General features: G+C 64.0%; 18 protein-coding genes. 13 read left to right on the top strand and 5 right to left on the bottom strand.

Translation table 11 applies throughout. From position 1 onward, the window contains the following. Positions 1-204 precede the first annotated feature (204 nt). The 7 genes from ACN0YF_RS01670 to cysN all read left to right on the top strand — a co-directional run bounded on the left by ACN0YF_RS01670 (position 205) and on the right by cysN (position 8,764). Positions 205-1,119 carry an NAD(P)-dependent oxidoreductase gene (locus ACN0YF_RS01670; protein WP_417493083.1) on the top strand — a complete coding sequence of 305 codons (915 nt, stop codon included), beginning with the start codon at positions 205-207 and terminating at the stop codon, positions 1,117-1,119. Beyond that, entirely contained in the window at positions 1,119-1,874 is a 756-nt protein-coding gene (locus ACN0YF_RS01675) for an inositol monophosphatase family protein (protein WP_417493084.1), read from the top strand. The genes ACN0YF_RS01670 and ACN0YF_RS01675 overlap by 1 nt, the downstream gene beginning before the upstream one ends. Beyond that, entirely contained in the window at positions 1,852-2,646 is a 795-nt protein-coding gene (locus tag ACN0YF_RS01680; protein ID WP_417493085.1) for a hypothetical protein, read from the top strand. The genes ACN0YF_RS01675 and ACN0YF_RS01680 overlap by 23 nt, the downstream gene beginning before the upstream one ends. A 36-nt stretch (positions 2,647-2,682) precedes the next feature. Beyond that, positions 2,683-4,503, top strand: coding sequence for a glutamine--fructose-6-phosphate transaminase (isomerizing) (glmS, locus tag ACN0YF_RS01685; protein ID WP_417493086.1), 1,821 nt, complete (start codon positions 2,683-2,685; stop codon positions 4,501-4,503). Positions 4,504-4,627: 124 nt separating this feature from the next. Then, positions 4,628-5,764: a DegT/DnrJ/EryC1/StrS family aminotransferase gene (locus tag ACN0YF_RS01690; RefSeq protein WP_417493087.1), complete on the top strand. Its 1,137-nt coding sequence runs from the start codon at positions 4,628-4,630 to the stop codon at positions 5,762-5,764. A 136-nt stretch (positions 5,765-5,900) separates the two neighbouring features. Further along, positions 5,901-6,869, top strand: coding sequence for a sulfate adenylyltransferase subunit CysD (cysD, locus tag ACN0YF_RS01695; protein ID WP_417481990.1), 969 nt, complete (start codon positions 5,901-5,903; stop codon positions 6,867-6,869). Then, a complete protein-coding gene (cysN, locus tag ACN0YF_RS01700) occupies positions 6,869-8,764 on the top strand; it encodes a sulfate adenylyltransferase subunit CysN (protein WP_417493088.1) in 1,896 nt (631 codons plus the stop codon). Before cysD ends, cysN begins: the two co-directional genes overlap by 1 nt. Before the next feature lie 69 nt (positions 8,765-8,833). Here the strand turns inward: cysN and cysQ are convergent, their stop codons facing one another. Both cysQ and ACN0YF_RS01710 read right to left on the bottom strand, forming a co-directional pair. Then, positions 8,834-9,631 carry a 3'(2'),5'-bisphosphate nucleotidase CysQ gene (gene cysQ, locus ACN0YF_RS01705; RefSeq protein WP_417481992.1) on the bottom strand — a complete coding sequence of 266 codons (798 nt, stop codon included), beginning with the start codon at positions 9,629-9,631 and terminating at the stop codon, positions 8,834-8,836. Between the two features lie 17 nt (positions 9,632-9,648). Next, entirely contained in the window at positions 9,649-11,376 is a 1,728-nt protein-coding gene (locus tag ACN0YF_RS01710; protein WP_417481993.1) for an SLC13 family permease, read from the bottom strand. 176 nt (positions 11,377-11,552) lie between these two features. Between ACN0YF_RS01710 and ACN0YF_RS01715 the strand changes: the two genes are divergently transcribed. Continuing rightward, a complete protein-coding gene (locus ACN0YF_RS01715; RefSeq protein WP_417493089.1) occupies positions 11,553-12,593 on the top strand; it encodes a glycosyltransferase family 2 protein in 1,041 nt (346 codons plus the stop codon). Here the strand turns inward: ACN0YF_RS01715 and ACN0YF_RS01720 are convergent. Next, positions 12,590-13,174: a hypothetical protein gene (locus tag ACN0YF_RS01720; RefSeq protein ID WP_417493090.1), complete on the bottom strand. Its 585-nt coding sequence runs from the start codon at positions 13,172-13,174 to the stop codon at positions 12,590-12,592. The two genes, ACN0YF_RS01715 and ACN0YF_RS01720, sit on opposite strands and share 4 nt — an antisense overlap. A gap of 235 nt (positions 13,175-13,409) precedes the next feature. Between ACN0YF_RS01720 and ACN0YF_RS01725 the strand changes: the two genes are divergently transcribed. From ACN0YF_RS01725 to ACN0YF_RS01735, 3 genes are all read left to right on the top strand, one after another. Beyond that, positions 13,410-13,703, top strand: coding sequence for a DUF4164 family protein (locus ACN0YF_RS01725; protein WP_417481996.1), 294 nt, complete (start codon positions 13,410-13,412; stop codon positions 13,701-13,703). Between the two features lie 6 nt (positions 13,704-13,709). Further along, entirely contained in the window at positions 13,710-14,138 is a 429-nt protein-coding gene (gene zapA / locus ACN0YF_RS01730; protein WP_417481997.1) for a cell division protein ZapA, read from the top strand. Between the two features lie 194 nt (positions 14,139-14,332). Continuing rightward, complete coding sequence (locus tag ACN0YF_RS01735) at positions 14,333-14,932, top strand: 5-formyltetrahydrofolate cyclo-ligase (RefSeq protein ID WP_417493091.1); 600 nt, start codon at positions 14,333-14,335, stop codon at positions 14,930-14,932. A gap of 507 nt (positions 14,933-15,439) precedes the next feature. Here the strand turns inward: ACN0YF_RS01735 and ahcY are convergent. Continuing rightward, on the bottom strand, positions 15,440-16,849 hold the full coding sequence (gene ahcY / locus ACN0YF_RS01740) for an adenosylhomocysteinase (RefSeq protein WP_417493092.1): 1,410 nt from the start codon (positions 16,847-16,849) through the stop codon (positions 15,440-15,442). Positions 16,850-16,933: 84 nt separating this feature from the next. Further along, positions 16,934-18,100 carry a methionine adenosyltransferase gene (gene metK, locus ACN0YF_RS01745; RefSeq protein WP_417493093.1) on the bottom strand — a complete coding sequence of 389 codons (1,167 nt, stop codon included), beginning with the start codon at positions 18,098-18,100 and terminating at the stop codon, positions 16,934-16,936. 258 nt (positions 18,101-18,358) lie between these two features. Between metK and metF the strand changes: the two genes are divergently transcribed. Continuing rightward, positions 18,359-19,255, top strand: a complete 897-nt coding sequence (gene metF / locus ACN0YF_RS01750) for a methylenetetrahydrofolate reductase [NAD(P)H] (RefSeq protein ID WP_417493094.1) — start codon at positions 18,359-18,361, stop codon at positions 19,253-19,255. Next, the gene (locus tag ACN0YF_RS01755; protein WP_417493095.1) at positions 19,252-20,313 is read left to right on the top strand and encodes a homocysteine S-methyltransferase family protein; all 1,062 of its coding nucleotides are present in this window, start codon (positions 19,252-19,254) and stop codon (positions 20,311-20,313) included. The genes metF and ACN0YF_RS01755 overlap by 4 nt, the downstream gene beginning before the upstream one ends.

Here is a 20,313-nt window from a genome sequence, read left to right on the forward strand (position 1 = left end):
CGAAGTCCTGACCCAGGCGTTTGCCGACGGGGCTCCGGCTGACAATCCGCTCGATTTCTGGACCCATGCGCTCAAGCATGGTGGCGAGGATTTCAAGACCGACCTGCAGCGCCTGCTCCAGCGTCACCGTTTCTCATCCTTTGCGCGTGTGCTTGCGCGCCGGGTTCCCTGATCCAACATTTTCCCTGAAGGCAGTAGCATCTCATGACAAAAGGCAAGATCCTCATTGGACCCTCGAGCTATGGCGAGGCGAGCCCGGCGCCCGTGGAGCTGTTGCGTTCGGCCGGATATGAAGTCATCGACAATCCGTTCAAGCGGCGCCTGACCCGCGAGGAATTGCTCGACCTCCTGCCCGGGATCACAGGCCTGATCGCCGGCCTCGAGCCGCTCGACCGGCCGGTGCTGGAAAAGTCCGACCTCAAGGCGCTGGCCCGCGTCGGCTCGGGCATGTCAAATGTGGATATGCCGGCAGCGGAAAGCCTGGGCATCCATGTCTCCAACACGCCGGACGGTCCGGTTCTCGCTGTCGCCGAGCTGACCGTCGGCTGCCTGATGAACCTGCTGCGCCAGACCTCTGCCATGGATCGCGCCATGCGCGCCGGCGGATGGGACAAGCGGATGGGGCGCCAGTTGCGCGACCTGACCATCGCCATTGTCGGCTATGGCCGCATTGGCCGCAAAACCGGCGAGCTGTTCACGGCGCTCGGCGCCAAAATCCAGATCGTCGATCCCTTCGTTGATCCGGCGACCGTGTCAGCGCCGGTGGTCACGCTCGAGCAGGCCCTGGCCAGCGCCGATGCCATCTCCCTGCATGCCAGCGGCGAGACCTGCATCATCGACGCGGCGGCCTTCGTGGCCATGAAGCCGGGCATGTACCTGCTCAATGCCGCCCGTGGCGAGCTGGTTGACTATGATGCGCTGTTCGCGGCGCTGGACGATGGCCGCCTCGCCGGCATCTGGGCCGACGCCCACCCGCAGGAGCCCTACAAGGGCGATCTGCTGAAATACGATCAGGCCCTGCTGACGCCGCATGTCGGTTCCTACTCCCTGGAGGGGCGGATCAAGATGGAAATGGATGCGGCGGAGAACCTGCTCGCCGATCTCGGCAAGGCCTCCTGATGGCGGATCTCGCCGAACTGCGCGCCGTTCTGGCGGCGGCCGAAGATGCGGCCCGCGCGGCCGGTCAGGCCCTGCGCGATGGTGGCGGTGATTTCGAGGGCGTGGAGCGCTCGGAAGGGCGTGACATCAAGCTCAATGCCGACCGCGCGGCCGAACGCATCATTATCGACCGGCTCACCGCGCTGGTGCCGGCGCCGATCCTGTCCGAGGAAACCGGCTGGACCGCGGCGGCGGGCGACAAGGTCTGGGTCGTCGATCCGCTGGACGGCTCGGCCAATTACAATCGCGATATCGCCCTGTGCAGCGTCTCGATCGCCTGGGTCGAGAATGGACGCCCGGTCGCCGGTGTCATCTATGAATTCCTCAGCGACCGCCTCTATAGCGGCGCCGTCGGGCTGGGGGCCTGGTTGAACGGCAAGCCGATGAGCGTTGCCGACCACGCGCGGACCGAGGATTCGATCCTGTTTACCGGCCTGGCGATCAATCGCGATTTCAGTGCCCAGGCGCTGGGTGATTTCGCGGCCGGCTTTGCCCGCTGGAAGAAGGTGCGGATGATCGGTTCGGCCGCAACATCGCTGGCCTATGTCGCGCGCGGCGCTGCCGATGCCTATTTCGAGGACTCGATCATGTTCTGGGACGTCGCGGCCGGCTGCGCCCTGGTCGAGGCCGCTGGTGGCCGGTTCTCCATCGCCGGAGATTCAATGGACATGCCCGTTTGTGTGCATGCGGACAATGGCAAGCTCTGGACGCTCTGACCCTGATGGCATCGCGCAGGCGCTGGGTGCAGCGCGGGCCGAAGGCCGTGCGTTTGATCCGCTGCCGCGCTTCGGACCGCTGAGTCTGGAAGCCGGTTATGCGATCGCCGCCCGCCGCTGCGATCCCGGCCAGGCTGCGGCCTACAAGCTGGGCGGCACGACCGAGGCAACGCGGGAAGCCTTTGCGGTTTCCCGGGCCTATGCCGGGGCGCTTTGCGCCGGTCAATTGATCGAGGCCGGGCAGGACCTGCCACACGGATTGATCAATCCGGTGGTGGAGCCGGAAATCCTGCTCGCCTTCACACAGTCCTTCGCGCCGCAGCGGGCCCCGCGCAGCGAGCAGAGCCTGCGGGACGCGCTGGCCTGGGTGGGTATCGCCCTGGAAGTGCCGGCAACACCCGTCAGCGGCCTGCCGCAAACCGGGGTTGGCTGGCTGCTCGCCGATTGCTGTGCCGCCGGCGCCCTGGTCATGGGCGAACGCCTGCCGCCGGATCGCCTCGATGCCTTGTCGCAGGCCCGGGTGACGCTGCAGGTCGGCACGCGAACATCGCAGGGCGCCGCCTCGCGGCTGGTCGATGGCGCGCTCGGTGCGGTGTCGGATATCCTGGCTGTGTTCGGGGAACTGGACTGGGCCGTCCCGGCGGGCATTCCTTTTGCAACCGGCGGGCTTGCCCCGGCGCTGCCGATCGGCGCGGGCGAGACGGTGCTTGCCGGCTTTGCCGGTCCGGGGATTGAGTTGTCGATATCGACCCGCCTGTGCCAAGAAGGCTGAACGAGGCGGATCTGAACTGGTCAGGAGACACGGTGCATGTGCGGAATTGTTGGCGTAACCGGTAACCCCGATGCCCTGGATATCCTGATGGAAGGCCTCCATCGGCTGGAATACCGGGGCTATGACTCCGCCGGTGTGGCGATGATGGACGCTGCCGGCACGGTGCGGCGCGCCCGAGCTGCCGGCAAGGTGTCCAATCTGGCTGCTGAGCTCACCGGCGAGATCGTCGGCTGCACCGGGATCGCCCACACGCGCTGGGCCACCCATGGCGCGGCGACCCGCGACAATGCCCACCCGCACACCGCAGGCCGGGTGACGCTGGTGCACAATGGCATCATCGAGAATTACAAGACACTGCGAGCGGACCTGGCAGCCCAAGGCCGGGTTTTCGCAAGCGAGACGGATACCGAGGTGCTTGCCCATCTGCTCGACGCGGCCCTGGCCGGTGGCGCAGATCCGCAAACCGCCCTGCTGTCGACGGTGGCGAAGCTGGAGGGTGCCTTTGCCTTTGCGGCCATCATCGATGGCGAGCCCGACCTTCTGCTCGGCGCCTGCCGCGGCGCGCCGCTCATCGCGGCCCTCGGCCCGTCCAGTGGCTTCCTCGCCTCCGACATCATGGCGATCACCGGTGCCGCGCACTCGGTGATCTATCTGAATGTCGGCGATGCGGTCATCGTTCGTCCGAACCATGTCGAAGTCTTCGATGTGTCGGGCAAGCCGGTCCAGCGGCCGGCGACTGTGGCACCAACCTCGCTCGTCCTGGCCGAGAAGGGCAATTACCGCCACTTCATGCAGAAGGAAATCTACGAGCAGCCGGAAGTCGTCGGCCATACGCTCAGTGCGTATCTGGATCCGGTCGCCGGCGAGATACGCCCCCGTGACGGGGTTGATTTCGCGGCTGCCTCGCGCCTGCTGATCGTCGGCTGTGGCACCGCCTCCTATGCGGGGCAGATCGCCGAATACTGGTTCGAGGCCCTCTCCGGCCTCCCGGTCGAGGTCGATATCGCCTCGGAATTCCGCTATCGCAAACCGGCTTTCATGCCCAATGACATGGCGCTCTTCATCTCCCAGTCCGGCGAGACTGCCGATACGCTCGAGGCGATGCGGATGTGCAAGGCCGCCGGCCTGAAGACCGTGGTTCTGGTCAACTCGCCGCTGTCCACCATGGCGCGCGAAGCCGATATCGTGGCGCCGACCATGGCCGGTCCGGAAATCGGTGTCGCATCGACCAAGGCCTTCACCTGCCAGCTGGCCTCGCTCGCGGCCCTCGCCGTACTGGCCGGTGTCCAGCGCGGCCGTATCGATGCGGCTGACCAGGCCAGCCATGTCAGCCGCCTGATGGGCGTGCCCGGCCTGATGGCCCAGGCGCTGCGGATCGAGGACCAGATCAACCATCTCGCCGGCGAGCTCGCCCAGGCGTCGATCGTGCTCTATCTCGGCCGCAACGAATTCTTCCCGATGGCGCTGGAAGGCGCCCTGAAGCTCAAGGAAATCAGCTATATCCACGCCGAAGGCTATGCCGCCGGCGAACTCAAGCATGGTCCCATCGCCCTGATCGAGGACGATGTCGCCGTGATCGTAATCGCACCCTATGACGAGCTCTTCATCAAGACCCGCTCCTCAATCCAGGAAGTGCGTGCGCGCGGTGCCCGTGTCATCGCCATCACCGATCCGCGCGGTGCGGCCGAACTCGAGGGCGAGGCGAGCTCCATCATCACCCTGCCGCGGGCCGAAGGACTGGCAGCGCCACTGGTTGCGGCGGTCGCCGTGCAATTGCTGGCCTATTACGTCGCCGTCCATAAAGGCACCGATGTCGACCAGCCGCGCAATCTGGCGAAATCGGTGACGGTCGAGTAGGCGAAACCGGGGAATAGCGAAATCTTTCGTGACTTTGTCGGCGCTGTGCCCCGGTCTATAGGGCGAACAGTTTCAATGGCGTGGTGCGTTTGTGGCCCGCGCGTCTTTCAAATTGGGAAGCCCCATGACCGATATGATCCCCTTCATCGACCTCAAGGCCCAGCGCGGACGCATTGGCGCGAAAATCGATGCAGCCGTCGCCAAGGTGCTGGATGAAGGCCGTTATATTCTCGGGCCGGAAGTGGCGCAGCTGGAAGAGGATCTGGCGGCGTTCAACGGCGAGGGGCGGGCGCTGTCCTGTGCCAATGGTACCGACGCGATCCTGATCCCGCTGATGGCCTGGGAAATCGGGCCGGGCGATGCGGTCTTCGTGCCAAGCTTCACCTTCGCCTCGACCGCCGAAGTCGTGGTGTTGGCCGGGGCCTCGCCGGTCTATGTCGATATCGATCCGGATACCTACAACATGTCGCCGGCCAGCCTGGCCGCTGCGATCGACGCCGTGAAGGTCAAGGGTGAGCTGACGCCGCGCGCGGTCATCGCCGTCGACCTGTTCGGTCAGCCGGCCGATTATCCCGCGATCAACAAGATCACCCGCGCCCACGGCATGAAACTCATCGCCGACGGGGCCCAGGGCTTCGGCTGCACCCTCAATGGCCAGTCCTCCCTGCACTGGGCCGATGTGCTCACCATCAGCTTCTACCCGGCCAAGCCGCTCGGCTGTTACGGCGATGGCGGCGCGGTGATGTGCAAGGATGACGCGCTGTACGATCTGATGAAGTCGGTGCGCGTGCATGGTGAGGGCAAGGAGCGCTATGAGTATGCGCGCATCGGCCTCAACTCCCGCCTCGACACCATCCAGGCTGCTGTCCTGCTCGAGAAACTCCGCGTCTTCCGCGAGGAAATCGACATGCGCCAGCGTGTCGCTGATCGCTATGCTGCGGGCTTCGGCAACCAGGTCAAATACCCCCGCGTGCCGGACAATGCCCAGTCGACCTGGGCGCAATACACGATCGAGGTGGCTGATCGCGACGGTTTCCGTGCCCATCTGGCGGCGAAGGGTGTGCCGAGCGCGATCTATTATCCGATCCCGCTGCACCTGCATGAACCTTACGCGCCTTACCCTGCCGCGCCGGGCGGATTGCCGGTCACCGAGGCCGCGGCGAAGCGTGTGGTCTCCCTGCCGATGCATCCGGACATGTCCGATGCACATATCGACCAGGTGATCGAGGCGGTCTTGAGCTATCCGGAAGCCCATGTCTGAGCGGCTTATCTGAATCGATTGGGATTTGATGGCGCTTACGGGTGGTATTTGCGCGCTACCTGTCCTAAATCGCGCTGATGCGGTGCGCGCCCGGCTTTTTTCCTGCATTTGAAGCGTATCGGCCAGTGAGGACATGATGAGTACGATCCAGGAGAGCGTCCGCGCCTACGCGAAACGATTTCAGAGCGCCCGTCACCGGGAACGCCCGCTTTCGGCTCACCTCAAAGCCCTTGAATCCGAGAGCATGCACATCATGCGCGAGGTCGCGGCCGAGTTTGATCGCCCGGTCATGCTCTACTCCGTCGGCAAGGATTCGGCGGTCATGCTGCATCTGGCGATGAAGGCCTTCTATCCGTCCCTGCCGCCTTTCCCGCTGCAGCATGTCGACAGCACGTTCAAGTTCCGCGACATGATCACTTTCCGCGATGCGATTGCCGCCGAACTGGGCCTGGAAATCCGGGTCGAGGTCAATCAGGAGGGCGTCGAGCGCGGCATCAATCCGTTCGATCATGGCTCCAACCTGCACACCCAGGTGATGAAGACCGAGGCGCTGCGCGCTGCCATGACCCGGCACAAATATGATGCGGCCTTTGGCGGCGCCCGCCGCGACGAGGAAAAATCGCGCGCCAAGGAACGGATTTTCTCCTTCCGCGACGGCAATCATGGCTGGGACCCGAAGAACCAGCGGCCCGAGCTGTGGCGCAACTACAATACCAAGATCAAGCAGGGGGAATCGATCCGCGTCTTCCCGCTGTCCAACTGGACCGAGCTCGATATCTGGCAGTACATCCTCGAGGAAGAGATCCCGATCGTGCCGCTCTATTTCGCGGCTCACCGCCCGGTCGTCGAACGCGATGGCCAGCTGATCATGGTCGATGATGAGCGCCTGCCGCTCGCCGAGGGCGAGACCCCCGATCTGCGGCTCGTGCGGTTCCGCACGCTGGGGTGCTACCCGCTCACCGGCGCCGTTGAATCCGGTGCCACGACGCTTGAGGAAATCGTGATCGAAATGCTCACAGCCCGCACCTCCGAACGGTCAGGCCGTCTGATCGATCATGACGAGTCCGGGTCGATGGAGAAGAAGAAGCGGGAGGGCTATTTCTGATGGACGATCTCGATCCACAAGCCGCCGTCATGGAACGCCTGACCCAGTCTGGCGGACACGGTGTCCTGCGCTTTCTCACCTGCGGTTCCGTCGATGACGGCAAGTCGACCCTGATCGGCCGGCTGCTCTATGATTCCAAGCTCCTGTTCGAAGACCAGCTCAGTGTGCTCGCGCGCGACAGCCGCAAGCACGGCACGGTCGGCGAGGAGATTGATTTCGCATTATTGCTCGACGGTCTGGAAGCCGAGCGCGAGCAAGGCATCACCATTGATGTCGCCTATCGCTATTTCGCGACCGAGAAGCGCAAATTCGTCGTCGCCGACACGCCGGGCCACGAACAGTACACGCGCAATATGGCGACCGGTGCCTCGACCGCCGATGTCGCCGTGATGATGATCGATGCCCGCAAGGGCGTGCTGATCCAGACCCTGCGCCATACCTATATCGCGCGCATGATGGGCATTCGCCACATCGTGCTGGCGGTCAACAAGATGGATCTGGTCGAGCATTCGCGCGGCCGTTTCCATGAGATCGTTGCCGAATATCTCAAGAGCGCCGAGAGCCTGGGCTTCGAAACCATCACACCGATCCCGATGTCGGCACGCTTTGGCGAGAACGTCACCTCGCGCAGCGAGACCATGTCCTGGCACACCGGTCCGACCCTGATCGAACACCTCGAAGGGCTCGACGTCTCGTCCGATATCCAGAACGAGCCCTTCCGCATGCCGGTGCAGTGGGTCAATCGCCCCAATCTCAATTTCCGCGGCTATTCGGGCATTGTTGTTTCCGGCTCGATCAAGCCGGGCGATGCGATTGTCGTTGCCAAGTCGGGCACCGCCGCCAATGTCAGCCGTATCGTGACCGCCGATGGCGATCTTGACGAGGCGGTGGCCGGCGATTCCGTGACCCTGGTGCTCAATCACGAGATCGACATTTCGCGCGGTGACGTGATTTCCGCGGCCGAGGAACGGCCGGAAGTCAGTGACCAGTTCGCGGCCGAGATCCTGTGGATGAACCAGGAAGACCTGCTGCCGGGCCGCTCCTACCTGCTCAAGATCGGCACTGCGACCACGCCGGCGACCATTTCCTCGCTGCGCCACCGCGTCGACGTCAACACCTATGAGAAACAGCCCTGCCGCAAGCTGGAAATGAACGGCATCGGCATGTGCAATGTCTCGACCGCGCAACCGATCGCCTTCGACCCCTATCACAAGATCCGTGACATGGGCGCCTTCATCCTGATCGACCGCTTCACCAACCAGACGGTGGGTGCGGGCATGATCGAATTCGGTCTGCGCCGGGCGTCCAATATCCACCATCACGCCATGACGGTGACGAAGACCGAGCGTGCCCAGATCAAGGCACAAAAGCCTGCTGTGCTCTGGTTCACCGGATTGTCGGGTGCCGGCAAGTCGACGGTGGCCAATCTGGTCGAACAGAAACTGGCCCGCGCCGGTCACCACACCTATTCGCTCGATGGCGACAATGTGCGCCACGGCCTCAATCGCGATCTCGGTTTCACCGATGAGGACCGGGTCGAGAATATCCGCCGCATCGGCGAGGTCGGGCGGCTTTTCGTTGATGCCGGCCTGCTGGTGACCTGTTCCTTCATCTCGCCCTTCCGTTCGGAACGCCGGATGGTGCGCGAGCTGGTCGCCGAGGACGAGTTCATCGAGGTCTTTGTCGATACCCCGCTCGAGGTCTGCATGCAGCGCGACCCGAAAGGTCTCTACAAGAAGGTCAAGGCTGGCGAGATCAAGAATTTCACCGGTTTCGACAGCCCCTATGAAGCGCCGGAAAATCCGGAATTGCGCATCGATACCACCGAGATCTCGGCGGATGATGCGGCCGACCAGGTTATCGCCTATCTGCGCGAGACCGGACGTCTCGGCTGATCCGGGCTGACAGGCAGACACAAAAAGGCCGGGCATTTGCGCCCGGCCTTTTTCATGTCCGGTGATGGTCTAGGGGCGCTGGCCCCAGGCCACGAAGGCGCCGTTGAGGAATTCGGTTTCCGTCTTGGCGTAGAGGAAGGGCTCGCCATCGGGCATCAGCACAGCACCGCCGGCGGCATTGAGCACGGCGTGGCCGGCGCCGGTATCCCATTCGCGGGTCGGGCCGAAGCGGGGATAGACATCGGCCAGGCCTTCCGCGACCAGGCAGAATTTCAGCGAGGAGCCCGCCGAGGTGCGGTCGGTGACACCGACGGAATCGGCGAAGGCGAGGGTCGCCGCATCGGCGTGCGAACGGCTCATCACGCCGGTCAGACCGCCGGCCGGCCGCGCACGGGTGGTGATCGGGTCCAGCTGGTCGGGTTCGATCGCATCGCCGGCCTTCAATGCCCCGGCCCAGGCCTCGGTGCCGCCGATATAGACGCGTTCGCGCGCCGGTGCGTAGACACAGCCGGCCGTCGGGATCCGGTCTTCCACCAGGGCGATATTGACCGTGAATTCGCCATTCTTGTTGATGAATTCCTTGGTGCCATCGACCGGGTCGACGAGGATGAAGGTCTGGCCGACATCGGGCCGGAAGCCGGCCGAGAAGCTTTCCTCGGCGAGGACGGGAATGCCCGGCAGCAGTTTCTCCAGCCCGGCGAGGATGATTTTTTCGGCGAGCTCGTCGGCGTCGGTCACCGGGGAGGCATCATCCTTGGCGCGCGATGCGAAGTCGGAATTGTAGATTTCCATGATGGCGGATCCGGCTTCGCTGCACAGGCGGGCGAATTCGAAGGCGAGGGCATTCTTGTCATTGATCAGGGACATGAGAACTCCAGACGGGGTCAGAAATGCAGGATTGCCAGTGTGGCAATGGCGGCAATGGCGTAGGCGATGAGCACCACACTTCCCAGGCGCAGGAAATGGGAGAGGCGATATTGCCCCGGCGTCAGCACCATCAGGTGGGTCTGATAGCCGAAGGGCAGGAGAAAACTGGCACTGGCACCGAAGGCGGTCGCCAGCACGAAGGCATCTGCGGGCAGGGCCAGCTGGACCGCGGTTCCCAGGGCGACGGGCAGGGTGATCAGCGCGGCGCTGGCGTTGGAAAACAATTCGGTCATGCACCAGGCGAGCAGGAAAATCGAGGCCAGGGCGGCCCAGTCGGGCAGGCCATTGACCTGGTGGGCAATGAAGTCGGCCAATACATCGGAGGCGCCCGATTGCTGGATCAGCTGGCTCAGCAGCACCGCTCCCCACAGGATGATCACCAGCTCGAAGGGAAAGACCCGTTTGGTTTCACGCGGGGATATCCAGCCGCTCAGGACGCAGGTCGCGGCCATCAGGAAGGCGGCCAGGGCAAAGGGGAGAAGCTGAAACACGGCCACGATGAGAAAGACGGCAAAGCCGGCACACAGCAGAAGGCTGTTGCGGCGGCTGAGCGGGACCTGGCCGGGCTCCTCGACATCGAGGATATGCAGGTTGGTGCGCAGATTCCCGCGCGAGCGGAAATCGGGGCCCGCCGCCAGGATCAGGATATCGCCCGTCTTGAGCCGGATTTCGCCGAGTTTCCCCGACAGGCTCTCATCGCCGCGGCGCACCGCGACCACAGAGGCGTCGAAACGGGCGCGAAAATCGGCTTCCTTCAATGTGCGGCCGTCGAGGACGGAGTTGTTGGCGATGACCGCATGGAACAGCGTGCCCAGCCGCTCCGGCTGTGAGGGGCCGTCGATCGAGATGCCATTGATCGCATGCAGTTCGTCGACATGAACGAAATCGCCCACGAAGATCAACCGGTCACCTTCCTCGATCGCATGGCTCGGATTGACCGGGGAAATGATCCGCTCCTGCCGCACGATTTCGGCGAGGAAGAAGCTCTGCAAATGCCGCAGCTGGTTCTCGCCGATATTCCTGCCGATCAGTTTCGAGCCCGGCTGGACCCGGGCCTCGATGTAGTAGACCGCGCTGTCCGGACCGGTCGCGCCCTCGGGGCGCCGCAAGATGATCGGGGCGAACAGGACCAGCGCACCAAACACGGCCAGCGCGGCCATGGCGCCGGGCATGGCGAAATCGAGCACGGTCAGTTGCAATCCGCCGCGAGCCGCCTCGCCGACCACCATCAGGCTGGCGCTGGTCCCGAAAGGGGTCAGCATGCCCCCGGCGAGCGCCATGTAGGAGAGGGGCAGCAGCAGGGCGTGTGGCGGGATGGTCGGGTGGCGCGCCGCCGGTCCCATGAAGGCCCCGACCACCGCCGTATTGGGCGTGAAGGCGGAGACCAGGCCGGTCAGGCCGAGAAAGCGGATGAGGCTGGCGCGCATGCCGAGCCTGGCGCGTCCGAACAGGGCTTGTCCGATGCCGGGGATCTTGGTCAGGGCGGCGGCGACGATCACCAGGCTGGTGACGGCGATGATGGCCGGAGAGGTGATGGCGGTGACGGCGTCGGTGAATCCGATCTGCCCGGTGATGATGACGCCGATGATGAAGCCGGCAAAGGCGCGCGTTGTCCCGACCCGGCCCGACAGGAGCGCCGCGGCCAGCAGTGTAATCAGCACAAAATCGATGATCGTCGCGCTCAATCTTCCCCCCGGAATCCGTCTGCCCTTGCGGGCGAGCAAGTGGTAGCGTATCGCGAGCACAATCCAAATCCCTGCCTGCATTTACAGGACCGGTTTCCGCTCTGAAGCTGGGCGGGAACCCGCAAGGATGGTAACGGTGCGGCAGATTGGCTTCGATCCACGGCGCGGACCCCTCAATGACCGTCGACAACACACCCCGGCCACGTCCCCAGGCGCCGCAATCGCCGACGGCGGATATCGCCGTCCTGATCGTGGCCTATCGCAGCCGCGACACGCTGGGCCAGTGTATCGAGACGCTGGGTGCACAGACGGTGCGGCCGCGCCAGGTCCTGGTGCTGGAGAATGGTTCGCCCGAGGGCGAGCGGATCGATGCCGCGACGCTGCCCGACTGGGTCGAATTCATCGAGAGCGGGGAAAATCTCGGCTTTGCCGGCGGCAATAACCGGCTGGCCGCCCTGGCGAGGTGCGAATGGCTGGCCCTGCTCAATCCCGATGCCTTTCCCCGGCCGGACTGGCTGGAGCAATTGCTTGAGGGCGTGGCGCGCTATCCGGAGATTTCCCTGTTCGGATCGACGCAATACGCAGCCGGCTATCCCGGACAGCTTGATGGTGTCGGCGATGTCTATCATGCGACCGGGCTGGCCTACCGGGCCGGCTATGGACGCTCCGTCGACCTGCTGCCGCCCGATGGCGAGGTTTTCGCGGTGTGCGGCGCGGCCACCTTTGTCCGCCGCTCCCTGTTTGAAGCCCTGGGCGGGTTTGACGAGCGCTTCTTCTGTTACAACGAGGATGTCGACCTGGCCTATCGGGCCAGGCTGGCCGGACACAGGGCGATGCAGCTGCGCGATGCCGCCGTCGAGCATCTTGGCTATGCCTCTTCGGGGCGGCGTTCGGAATTTGCCACCTATTACGGTGTGCGCAACCGGCTCTGGGTGTTTCTCAAGAATACGCCCGGCTGGCTGTTCTGGCTGTTGATACCGGTCCATGCCGCCATCACCGCCCTGCTGTGGCTGTCAGCGGCGCGCTTTGGCCAGTTCACCGTGTTCGGCCGCGCCTTGCGCGATGCGCTCGGGCGGCGCGGGGAGATGATGCAGTCGCGGCGGGAGATCCAGGCCGGGCGCGTCGCCACGTCCTGGCAGATTGCACGCGCGATGAGCTGGAACCCCCTGCGGCTGCTGACCCGGGCACCGGATGTCCGGCCGCCCGGACGAAACTAGCAATCAGGAAGCTGGTCCAGCGGTGTCAGTTCGACGCGTTCGAGATCAATTGTGTTGCGCTCGAAAGCCCAGTCCGGCCACATGCCGATAAAGGCGAAATCCCAGCTGCAGGTCGGCGCGGCGACTTCGATGGTGAAGGCCTCGAACTCGCCGCTGACCTCGACATGTTCGCCGGCATTCTGCCCGACACCGGGAACGAAGAAATTGAGCCGGACACCTTCCGCGCCATGTTCCGGTGCGCTGCGCACGGTGAAGCTGAGCCGCACGCGCCGGCCCTGGATGGCCGCAACCTCGGCCGGTGACAGGGTGAAGAAAGCCCCGGCCGACTGGATCCCCTCGAAGGGGCCGCGCACCGCATCGATGCGGGCGAACATCTCATCGCCTTCGCTGAGGAATTGCGCTGTGAGGCCATTGCCGGTGGTCAGGGCGTTGAGGCTGTCGCCCTCGAACACGATGCCCTCGGAGAGGATTTCCTCGCGCGATCGCACGGCATTGTCGCCATAGCTCAGCGCACCGGCCACCATTCCGGCGGTGACGAGGGCGGCGATCGGGTAAAAGGCCCAGTCGGGCAGGCTGTACATCGTAGTTTTCGACCTGGACAAGCGATGGATGACGAAGGAAGTGTTTGGCGCGGATGCCGGGCCGGGTCAACGGCGGCAGCGCGGAATGCGCGCCATGAATTGTCACGGATATCGGCCTCGCTTTTGCCCTGATCCGGTGCGAGAAAACCCGGTATTGACCACGGGAGTCAAGGCGCGGGGCGGCAATCTTGAGAGAGTACTTGAACTTTGACGCAACGCAGCGGATTTTAGGACGATGACGGAACGACCCAATTCCGCTGACGATCCCCTTCTGGCGGCCGTAACCCGGTTGAACGGGGCGTTGGCGCGCATTGAGGGGCAGACCAAGAAGCTGCGCGGCCGCGTCGAACGCGCCGAGTCGGCGGCGATCGGTGCCCGTGATGCCGATGACGACAGGGCCCGGCTGGCCGATGCGCTCGATACGGCGCAGGCGCGTGAACAGGCCCTGCAACAGGTTGCGCAGGAAACATCGGACGCGCTCGACCGGGCGATTGGCGAATTGCGGCAGTATATGGATGAGGGGGGCTAGATCGGCATGTCGAAGGTAGCGGTCACACTCAATGGACGGGTCTATTCGATCGGCTGCGAGGAGGGGCAGGAAGCCTATCTGCGCGAGCTCGCCGGCTATCTCGACGGCAAGGTCTCCATCATGGCCAGCCAGGTCGGCCAGATCGGTGATCTGCGTCTGGCGGTGATGGCGTCCCTGATCGTTGTCGACGAGCTCAAGGATGCTGAGCGCCGTATCGCGACGCTTGAAGCCGAGCTGGAGGAATTGCGGTCCCGGGCCCAGGGCTCTGACAGTGAGTATGGCGAGGAGCGCCAGCATCTCGCGGAACACCTGCTCAAGGCGGCCCAGCGTCTGGAACAGCTCGCTGCCAGTCTCGACTTTCCCGAGCCTGATCTCGACGCCGAAACCAGGCCGGTCACTGAGCCGAAGATCAAATTCGCAGACGCGCGCACTTGAGCTGGGACCCGTTAGGCCTCACATAGGGACTGGCGGTTTCTGCAGCGTGCGATGGGGCATAAATCCCACGGACCGTACATCACCACGAGGGAGCTGCCTCTGCTAGGGACCCTGGTCCTCTGTATGCGGCGCCCACCTGCACCGTCGGGTCAGTGGGGATTTACATGTCTTGCCGGCGCAGGTGGAGCCGCCACATGAATTTGAATGCGCTCAAGGATGAGCTCCGGCGGCGCGCCCTCGCGGCGCGCCAGACCGCCCACGAGGCGGCGCCCGATGCCGGCGAGCGGCTGGTTGACCACTTCCCCTTTGAACTTCTGACGCCCGGCATGGTGGTCTCGGCCTATTGGCCGCTGCCCGGCGAGATCGATCCGCGCCCCTTGATGGCGGCGCTGGAGGCGCGGGGTGCCTGCCTCGCCCTTCCTGTCGTCATTGGCCCCGGCCACCCCCTGAAGTTCCGCGAGTGGCGCGCCGGCGATCCGCTGCAGCGCCGGGCCTTTGGCCTGATGGAGCCGCAGGAGACCGCCCCGGAACTTGTCCCGGATGTCCTCCTGGTGCCTCTGCTGGCGGTCGATCCCGACGGCAACCGCCTCGGCTTCGGCAAGGGCTATTATGATCGCACGCTGGCCGGGCTGCGCGCCAAAGGCGCGCCGCTGGCAATCGGGCTCGCCTATGAGGCGCAAATGGTGGCGGCGGTGCCGGTCGACGAGTTTGACCAGCCGCTGGAATGGGTGCTGACGGAGAAACGGGGCACCCCCTTATCCCCGCCCTCAGCCCATTATCCCACGTCATCCTGACGCAAGTCAGGACCCAGACGGGACAGGTGCGGAGCCCGGTCTATCGAGGTCCCGACTTGCGTCGGGATGACGGTAAATCATCAAACTTATCCCCGCCCCCCAAACCTGACGCATAATCCCCCCGTTCCGGTCGCACGGGAGGCGTGAGCTCAGTCACTTGCGGCGGCCGGGAGCGTGGAGCCCATCCGCACAAAGGCGTGACAGCCCGAGTTCCGGTGGGGCCATGATCGGGGAAGTGAGGCATTAGGGCTCGACCAATCTTCCACGGTCATTTCGAGGCAGGGCCCGCGAGGGACCTGAGTAAATCTCCACGTGCGGGACGTCTCGAATGTCTCAACTCATTATTGCGCTAAACGGCATTCGCCGCGTCCCGCACACCTCCCATTCCGGGGAGGAACCACTCAAACCTCCAGCCGCAAAGCGGCGTGGAGATATTCCTGCATCCACCAAAAAAAACGCCCCCGGCAAAACCGGGAGCGCTTTTCCATACGGTACGGGGCGTTGAGCCTAGTAGCGGTAATGATCGGCCTTGAACGGGCCGGTCTTTGGCAGTTCGAGATATTCGGCCTGCTCGCTCGACAGCTTGGTCAGCTTGGCGCCGAGCTTGGGCAGGTGCAGGGCGGCGACCTTCTCGTCGAGATGCTTGGGCAGGATGTAGACATTGTTTTCGTACTGGTCGCCCTTGGTCCAGAGTTCGATCTGGGCCAGCGTCTGATTGGTGAAGCTGGCGGACATCACGAAGCTCGGATGGCCGGTGGCATTGCCGAGATTGACCAGACGGCCTTCCGACAGCAGCACGATGCGATTGCCCTCGGGGAAGTTCACGATGTCGACCTGGGGTTTCACATTGGTCCACTCGAAATTCTGCAGGGCCTCGACCTGAATCTCATTGTCGAAATGGCCGATATTGCAGACGATCGCCATGTCCTTCATCGCCCGCATATGGTCGATGGTGATGATGTCCTTGTTGCCGGTCGCGGTGACGAAGATATCCATATCGCCGATCACGTCCTCGATCGTGACAACCGTGAAACCGTCCATGCAGGCCTGCAGGGCGCAGATCGGGTCGATCTCGGTGACGAAGACGCGGGCACCGGCGCCGCGCAGGGATTCCGCGGAACCCTTGCCGACATCGCCATAGCCGCAGACCAGGGCGGTCTTGCCGGCCATCATCACATCGGTGCCGCGACGGATCGCGTCGACCAGGCTTTCGCGGCAGCCATAACGATTATCGAATTTCGACTTGGTGACGCTGTCATTGACGTTGATGGCGGGGAAGGGAAGCTCGCCGCGCTTGTGCATCTGGTAGAGACGCATCACGCCGGTGGTGGTCTCTTCGGACACGCCCTGGATGGCGGCCTTGGCCTTGGCGAACCAGCCCGGGGTCGCCGCGATACGCTTCTTGATCTGGGCGAAGAGGGCGGTTTCCTCTTCCGATTTCGGATGGTCGAGCACGGACGGATCGGCTTCGGCCTTTTCGCCGAGGATCAGATACATGGTGGCATCGCCGCCATCATCGAGGATCATGTTGGCGGTTTCGCCATTGCCCCAATGGAAGATGGCGTCGGCGAAGTCCCAGTATTCCGCCAGTGTCTCGCCCTTGTGGGCAAAGACGGGCACGCCGGTGTCGGCGATGGCCGCAGCGGCATGGTCCTGGGTCGAGAAGATGTTGCACGAGGCCCAGCGCACTTCGGCGCCGAGGGCGGTGAGGGTCTCGATCAGGATAGCGGTCTGGATCGTCATGTGGAGCGAGCCGGCGATGCGGGCGCCCTTGAGGGGCTGTGCCTTGCCGAATTCGGCGCGCAGGGCCATCAGGCCCGGCATTTCGATCTCGGCCATGTCCATTTCGATCCGGCCCCATTTGGCCAGCGACATGTCTTTTACGAGATAGGGTTTGTCCGCAGCAAATTGCGTCATGACCATCAGGTCCTTCCATTGGGTATGTGTGTCTTGAAACAGTTGGGCAAACGGGCCGGTCGTGCCGGCCCGCTTGTATCAGATTTACGCCAGTTTGCGCAGTTCGTCGGCGAGGTCGGTCTTCTCCCAGGAGAAGCCGCCTTCATCGTCGGGCTTGCGCCCAAAATGACCATAGGCCGCGGTGCGGGCATAGATCGGGCGGTTGAGCTGGAGCCGGGTGCGGATGCCGCGCGGCGACAGGTCGGCCATCTGCCGCAGGGCGTCCTCGAGACGGGTTTCGTCGATCTGACCGGTGCCGTGCAGGTCAACATAGAGCGAAAGCGGCTTGGAGACGCCGATCGCATAGGAGACCTGGATGGTGCAGCGTTCCGACAGGCCGGCAGCGACAACATTCTTGGCCAGCCAGCGGCAGGCATAGGCGGCCGAGCGGTCGACCTTGGTCGGGTCCTTGCCGGAGAAGGCACCGCCGCCATGGGGCGCGGCGCCGCCATAGGTGTCGACGATGATCTTGCGTCCGGTCAGGCCGGCATCGCCATCGGGGCCGCCGATGACGAAGGTCCCTGTCGGATTGACGTAGAATTCGGCTTCCGGCGGGAACCAGCCCTCGGGCAGGACTTCGGAAACGATCGGGCGAACCAGTTCGCGGATCTGCTCCTGGCTGACGCCATCCTTGTGCTGGGTCGAGACCACGACGGATTCAACGCCGGCCGGCTGGCCGTCGACATAGCGCAGCGTGACCTGGGATTTCGCGTCCGGCTCGAATTCGGGACGTGCGCCGGACTTGCGCAGGAGCGCCATGCGCTTGAGGATCTGGTGCGAATACTGGATCGGGGCCGGCATCAGCTCTGGCGTCTCATTGGTGGCATAGCCAAACATGATGCCCTGGTCGCCGGCGCCTTCATCCTTGCCATCGCCGGAATCGACACCCTGGGCGATGTGTTCCGACTGGCCATGCAGGAAGTTCTGGAAGTTGGAATTCTTCCAGTGGAAGCCTTCCTGCTCATAGCCGATATCGCGCACGGCTTCGCGCGCGGCGGCTTCGATCTCTTCCGGCTCGACATCGACGGCGCAGCGGATTTCGCCGGCCAGGATGATCTGATTGGTGGTGGTGAGGGTTTCGCAGGCGACGCGCGCCTCGGAATCCTTGGCAAGAAGAAGGTCGACGACGGTATCGGAAATCCGGTCGCAGACCTTGTCGGGATGACCTTCCGACACGCTCTCGCTGGTGAAAATGTAGGATGAGCGGCTCAAGGACGACTCCTCATATAACGATTGCCTTATGTGATTTGGACACAAGCAGATTAGCGGTTGCGGCGCAAGGCAGCTGAGCTGCCGCGACGCGACCGCTTTGCCAGGGTCAGCTCCGTATCGCGGCCGATGGTGACCGCTGCAAGAAACAGGTAGCATCTCAGATCATATAAAGATATGTTTATGTCTTAGTATGAGTGTGGATGGCCGTGGCGGCGGGGCGAAGAGCCTGCAGTGCCAGGCCGGTCGGGATGCGAAATCATGAGTGCAGGCACGGCTTCCAGCGACGAACTCTCCGTCTCCTTCGAGTTTTTTCCGCCCAAGACGGAAGCGATGGAGGCGACGCTCTGGGACTCTATCCGCCGCCTTGAGCCGCTCGATCCGGCCTTTGTCTCGGTCACCTATGGTGCCGGCGGTTCGACCCGCGAACGCACCCACCGTACCGTCCACCGCATTGTCGACGAGACGGATATCCGGCCCGCGGCGCATCTGACCTGCGTCTCGGCGAGCCGCAGCGAGGTTGATGGTGTGATCCGCGACTACTGGTCCGCCGGCGTGCGTCACATCGTGGCGCTGCGCGGTGATCCGCCCCAGGGGCTGGGCGAGGCCTATGTCCCGACCGAGGGCGGCTATGCCAATGCGGCCGAGCTGGCGGCGGGCATCCGGGCCATCGGCGATTTCGAGATTTCGGTCGGCTGCTATCCGGAACAGCACCCCGAAAGCCCCAGCCTCGAGCATGATCTCGACCTGCTCAAGGCCAAGATCGATGCCGGGGCGACGCGCGCCATCACGCAATTCTTTTTCGAACCGGAGACCTTCCTGCGCTTCCGGGATCGCGCCGTGCGGGCCGGGATCTCCATCCCGATCGTTCCGGGCATCATGCTGCAGCCCAATTTCAAGGGGCTGACCCGCATCGCCGCCCTGTGCAACACCCATATCCCCAACCAGATGCACCAGCATTTCGAAGGGCTCGATGACGATGCGGCGACGCGGCAATTGGTGACCGCGCACCTGGCAGCGCAGCTGTGTTCGGATCTGCGCGAGGCCGGAGTCGAGGATTTCCATTTCTACACCCTCAACCGCGCCGAACTCGCGCTGTCGACCTGCCATCTGCTTGGCGTCAAGCCGCGGCCCGCGCTGACGGAGGCGGCGGCATGAGTGGGCGCAGCAACCGGCTCGCAGCCCTGGAACAGATCGCCCGCGAGCGCATCCTGATCCTTGATGGCGCCATGGGCACCCAGATCCAGGACCTCAGGCTCGACGAGGCCGGTTATCGCGGCGCGCGCTTTGCCGACTGGCCGGTGCTGATCAAGGGGAATAACGATATCCTCAACCTCACGGCCCCCGCGGCGGTGAAGGCGATCCATCACGCCTATTTCGAGGCCGGCGCCGATATCGCCGAGACCAATACCTTCTCCTCGACCTCGATCGCCCAGGCCGATTACCGGATGCAGGACCTGGCACCGGAAATCGCCCGCGAGGGTGCCCGGCTGGCGCGCGAGAGTGCTGACGAGCAGGAGGCACTGACCGGTGCGCCCAAGGCTGTGGCCGGCGCCATCGGTCCGACCAACAAGACCCTGTCGATCTCGCCCCAGGTCAATGATCCCGGCTTTCGCGAGGTCGATTTCGACCAACTCCGCACCAGCTATGCCGAACAGGCGCGGGCGATGGCGGATCATGTCGATTTCTTCCTCGTCGAGACCATCTTCGACACGCTCAATGCCAAGGTCGCGATCAAGGCGTTGATCGATTTGCGTGCCGATGAGGGCATTGACCGGCCCATCATGCTTTCGGGCACGATCACTGACCGGTCAGGCCGAACCCTGTCCGGCCAGACGGCGACGGCCTTCTGGTATTCGGTCCGTCACGTCCGGCCCTGGTCCGTCGGGCTCAATTGTGCGCTGGGGGCGGACGAGTTGCGGCCCTACATCGCCGAGCTGTCGCGTATCGTTGATACGCGCATTCTCGCCTACCCCAATGCCGGCCTGCCCAATGATATGGGCGAGTATGACGAGACGCCGGACCAGACGGCGGCGCATCTGGGCGAATGGGCCCGTTCAGGCCTGGTCAATATCCTGGGTGGTTGTTGCGGCACGACCCCGGCGCATATCCGCGCCATCGCCACCGCCGCCAAAGGCGCCCCGCCGCACCGGCCTGAGCCCCGCGAGCGCGCCATGCACCTCGCCGGCCTCGAGCCGTTCGAACTGTCAGCCTGA

It is taken from the genome of Maricaulis sp., from assembly GCF_048270265.1.
In the GTDB taxonomy this organism is placed as follows: domain Bacteria; phylum Pseudomonadota; class Alphaproteobacteria; order Caulobacterales; family Maricaulaceae; genus Maricaulis.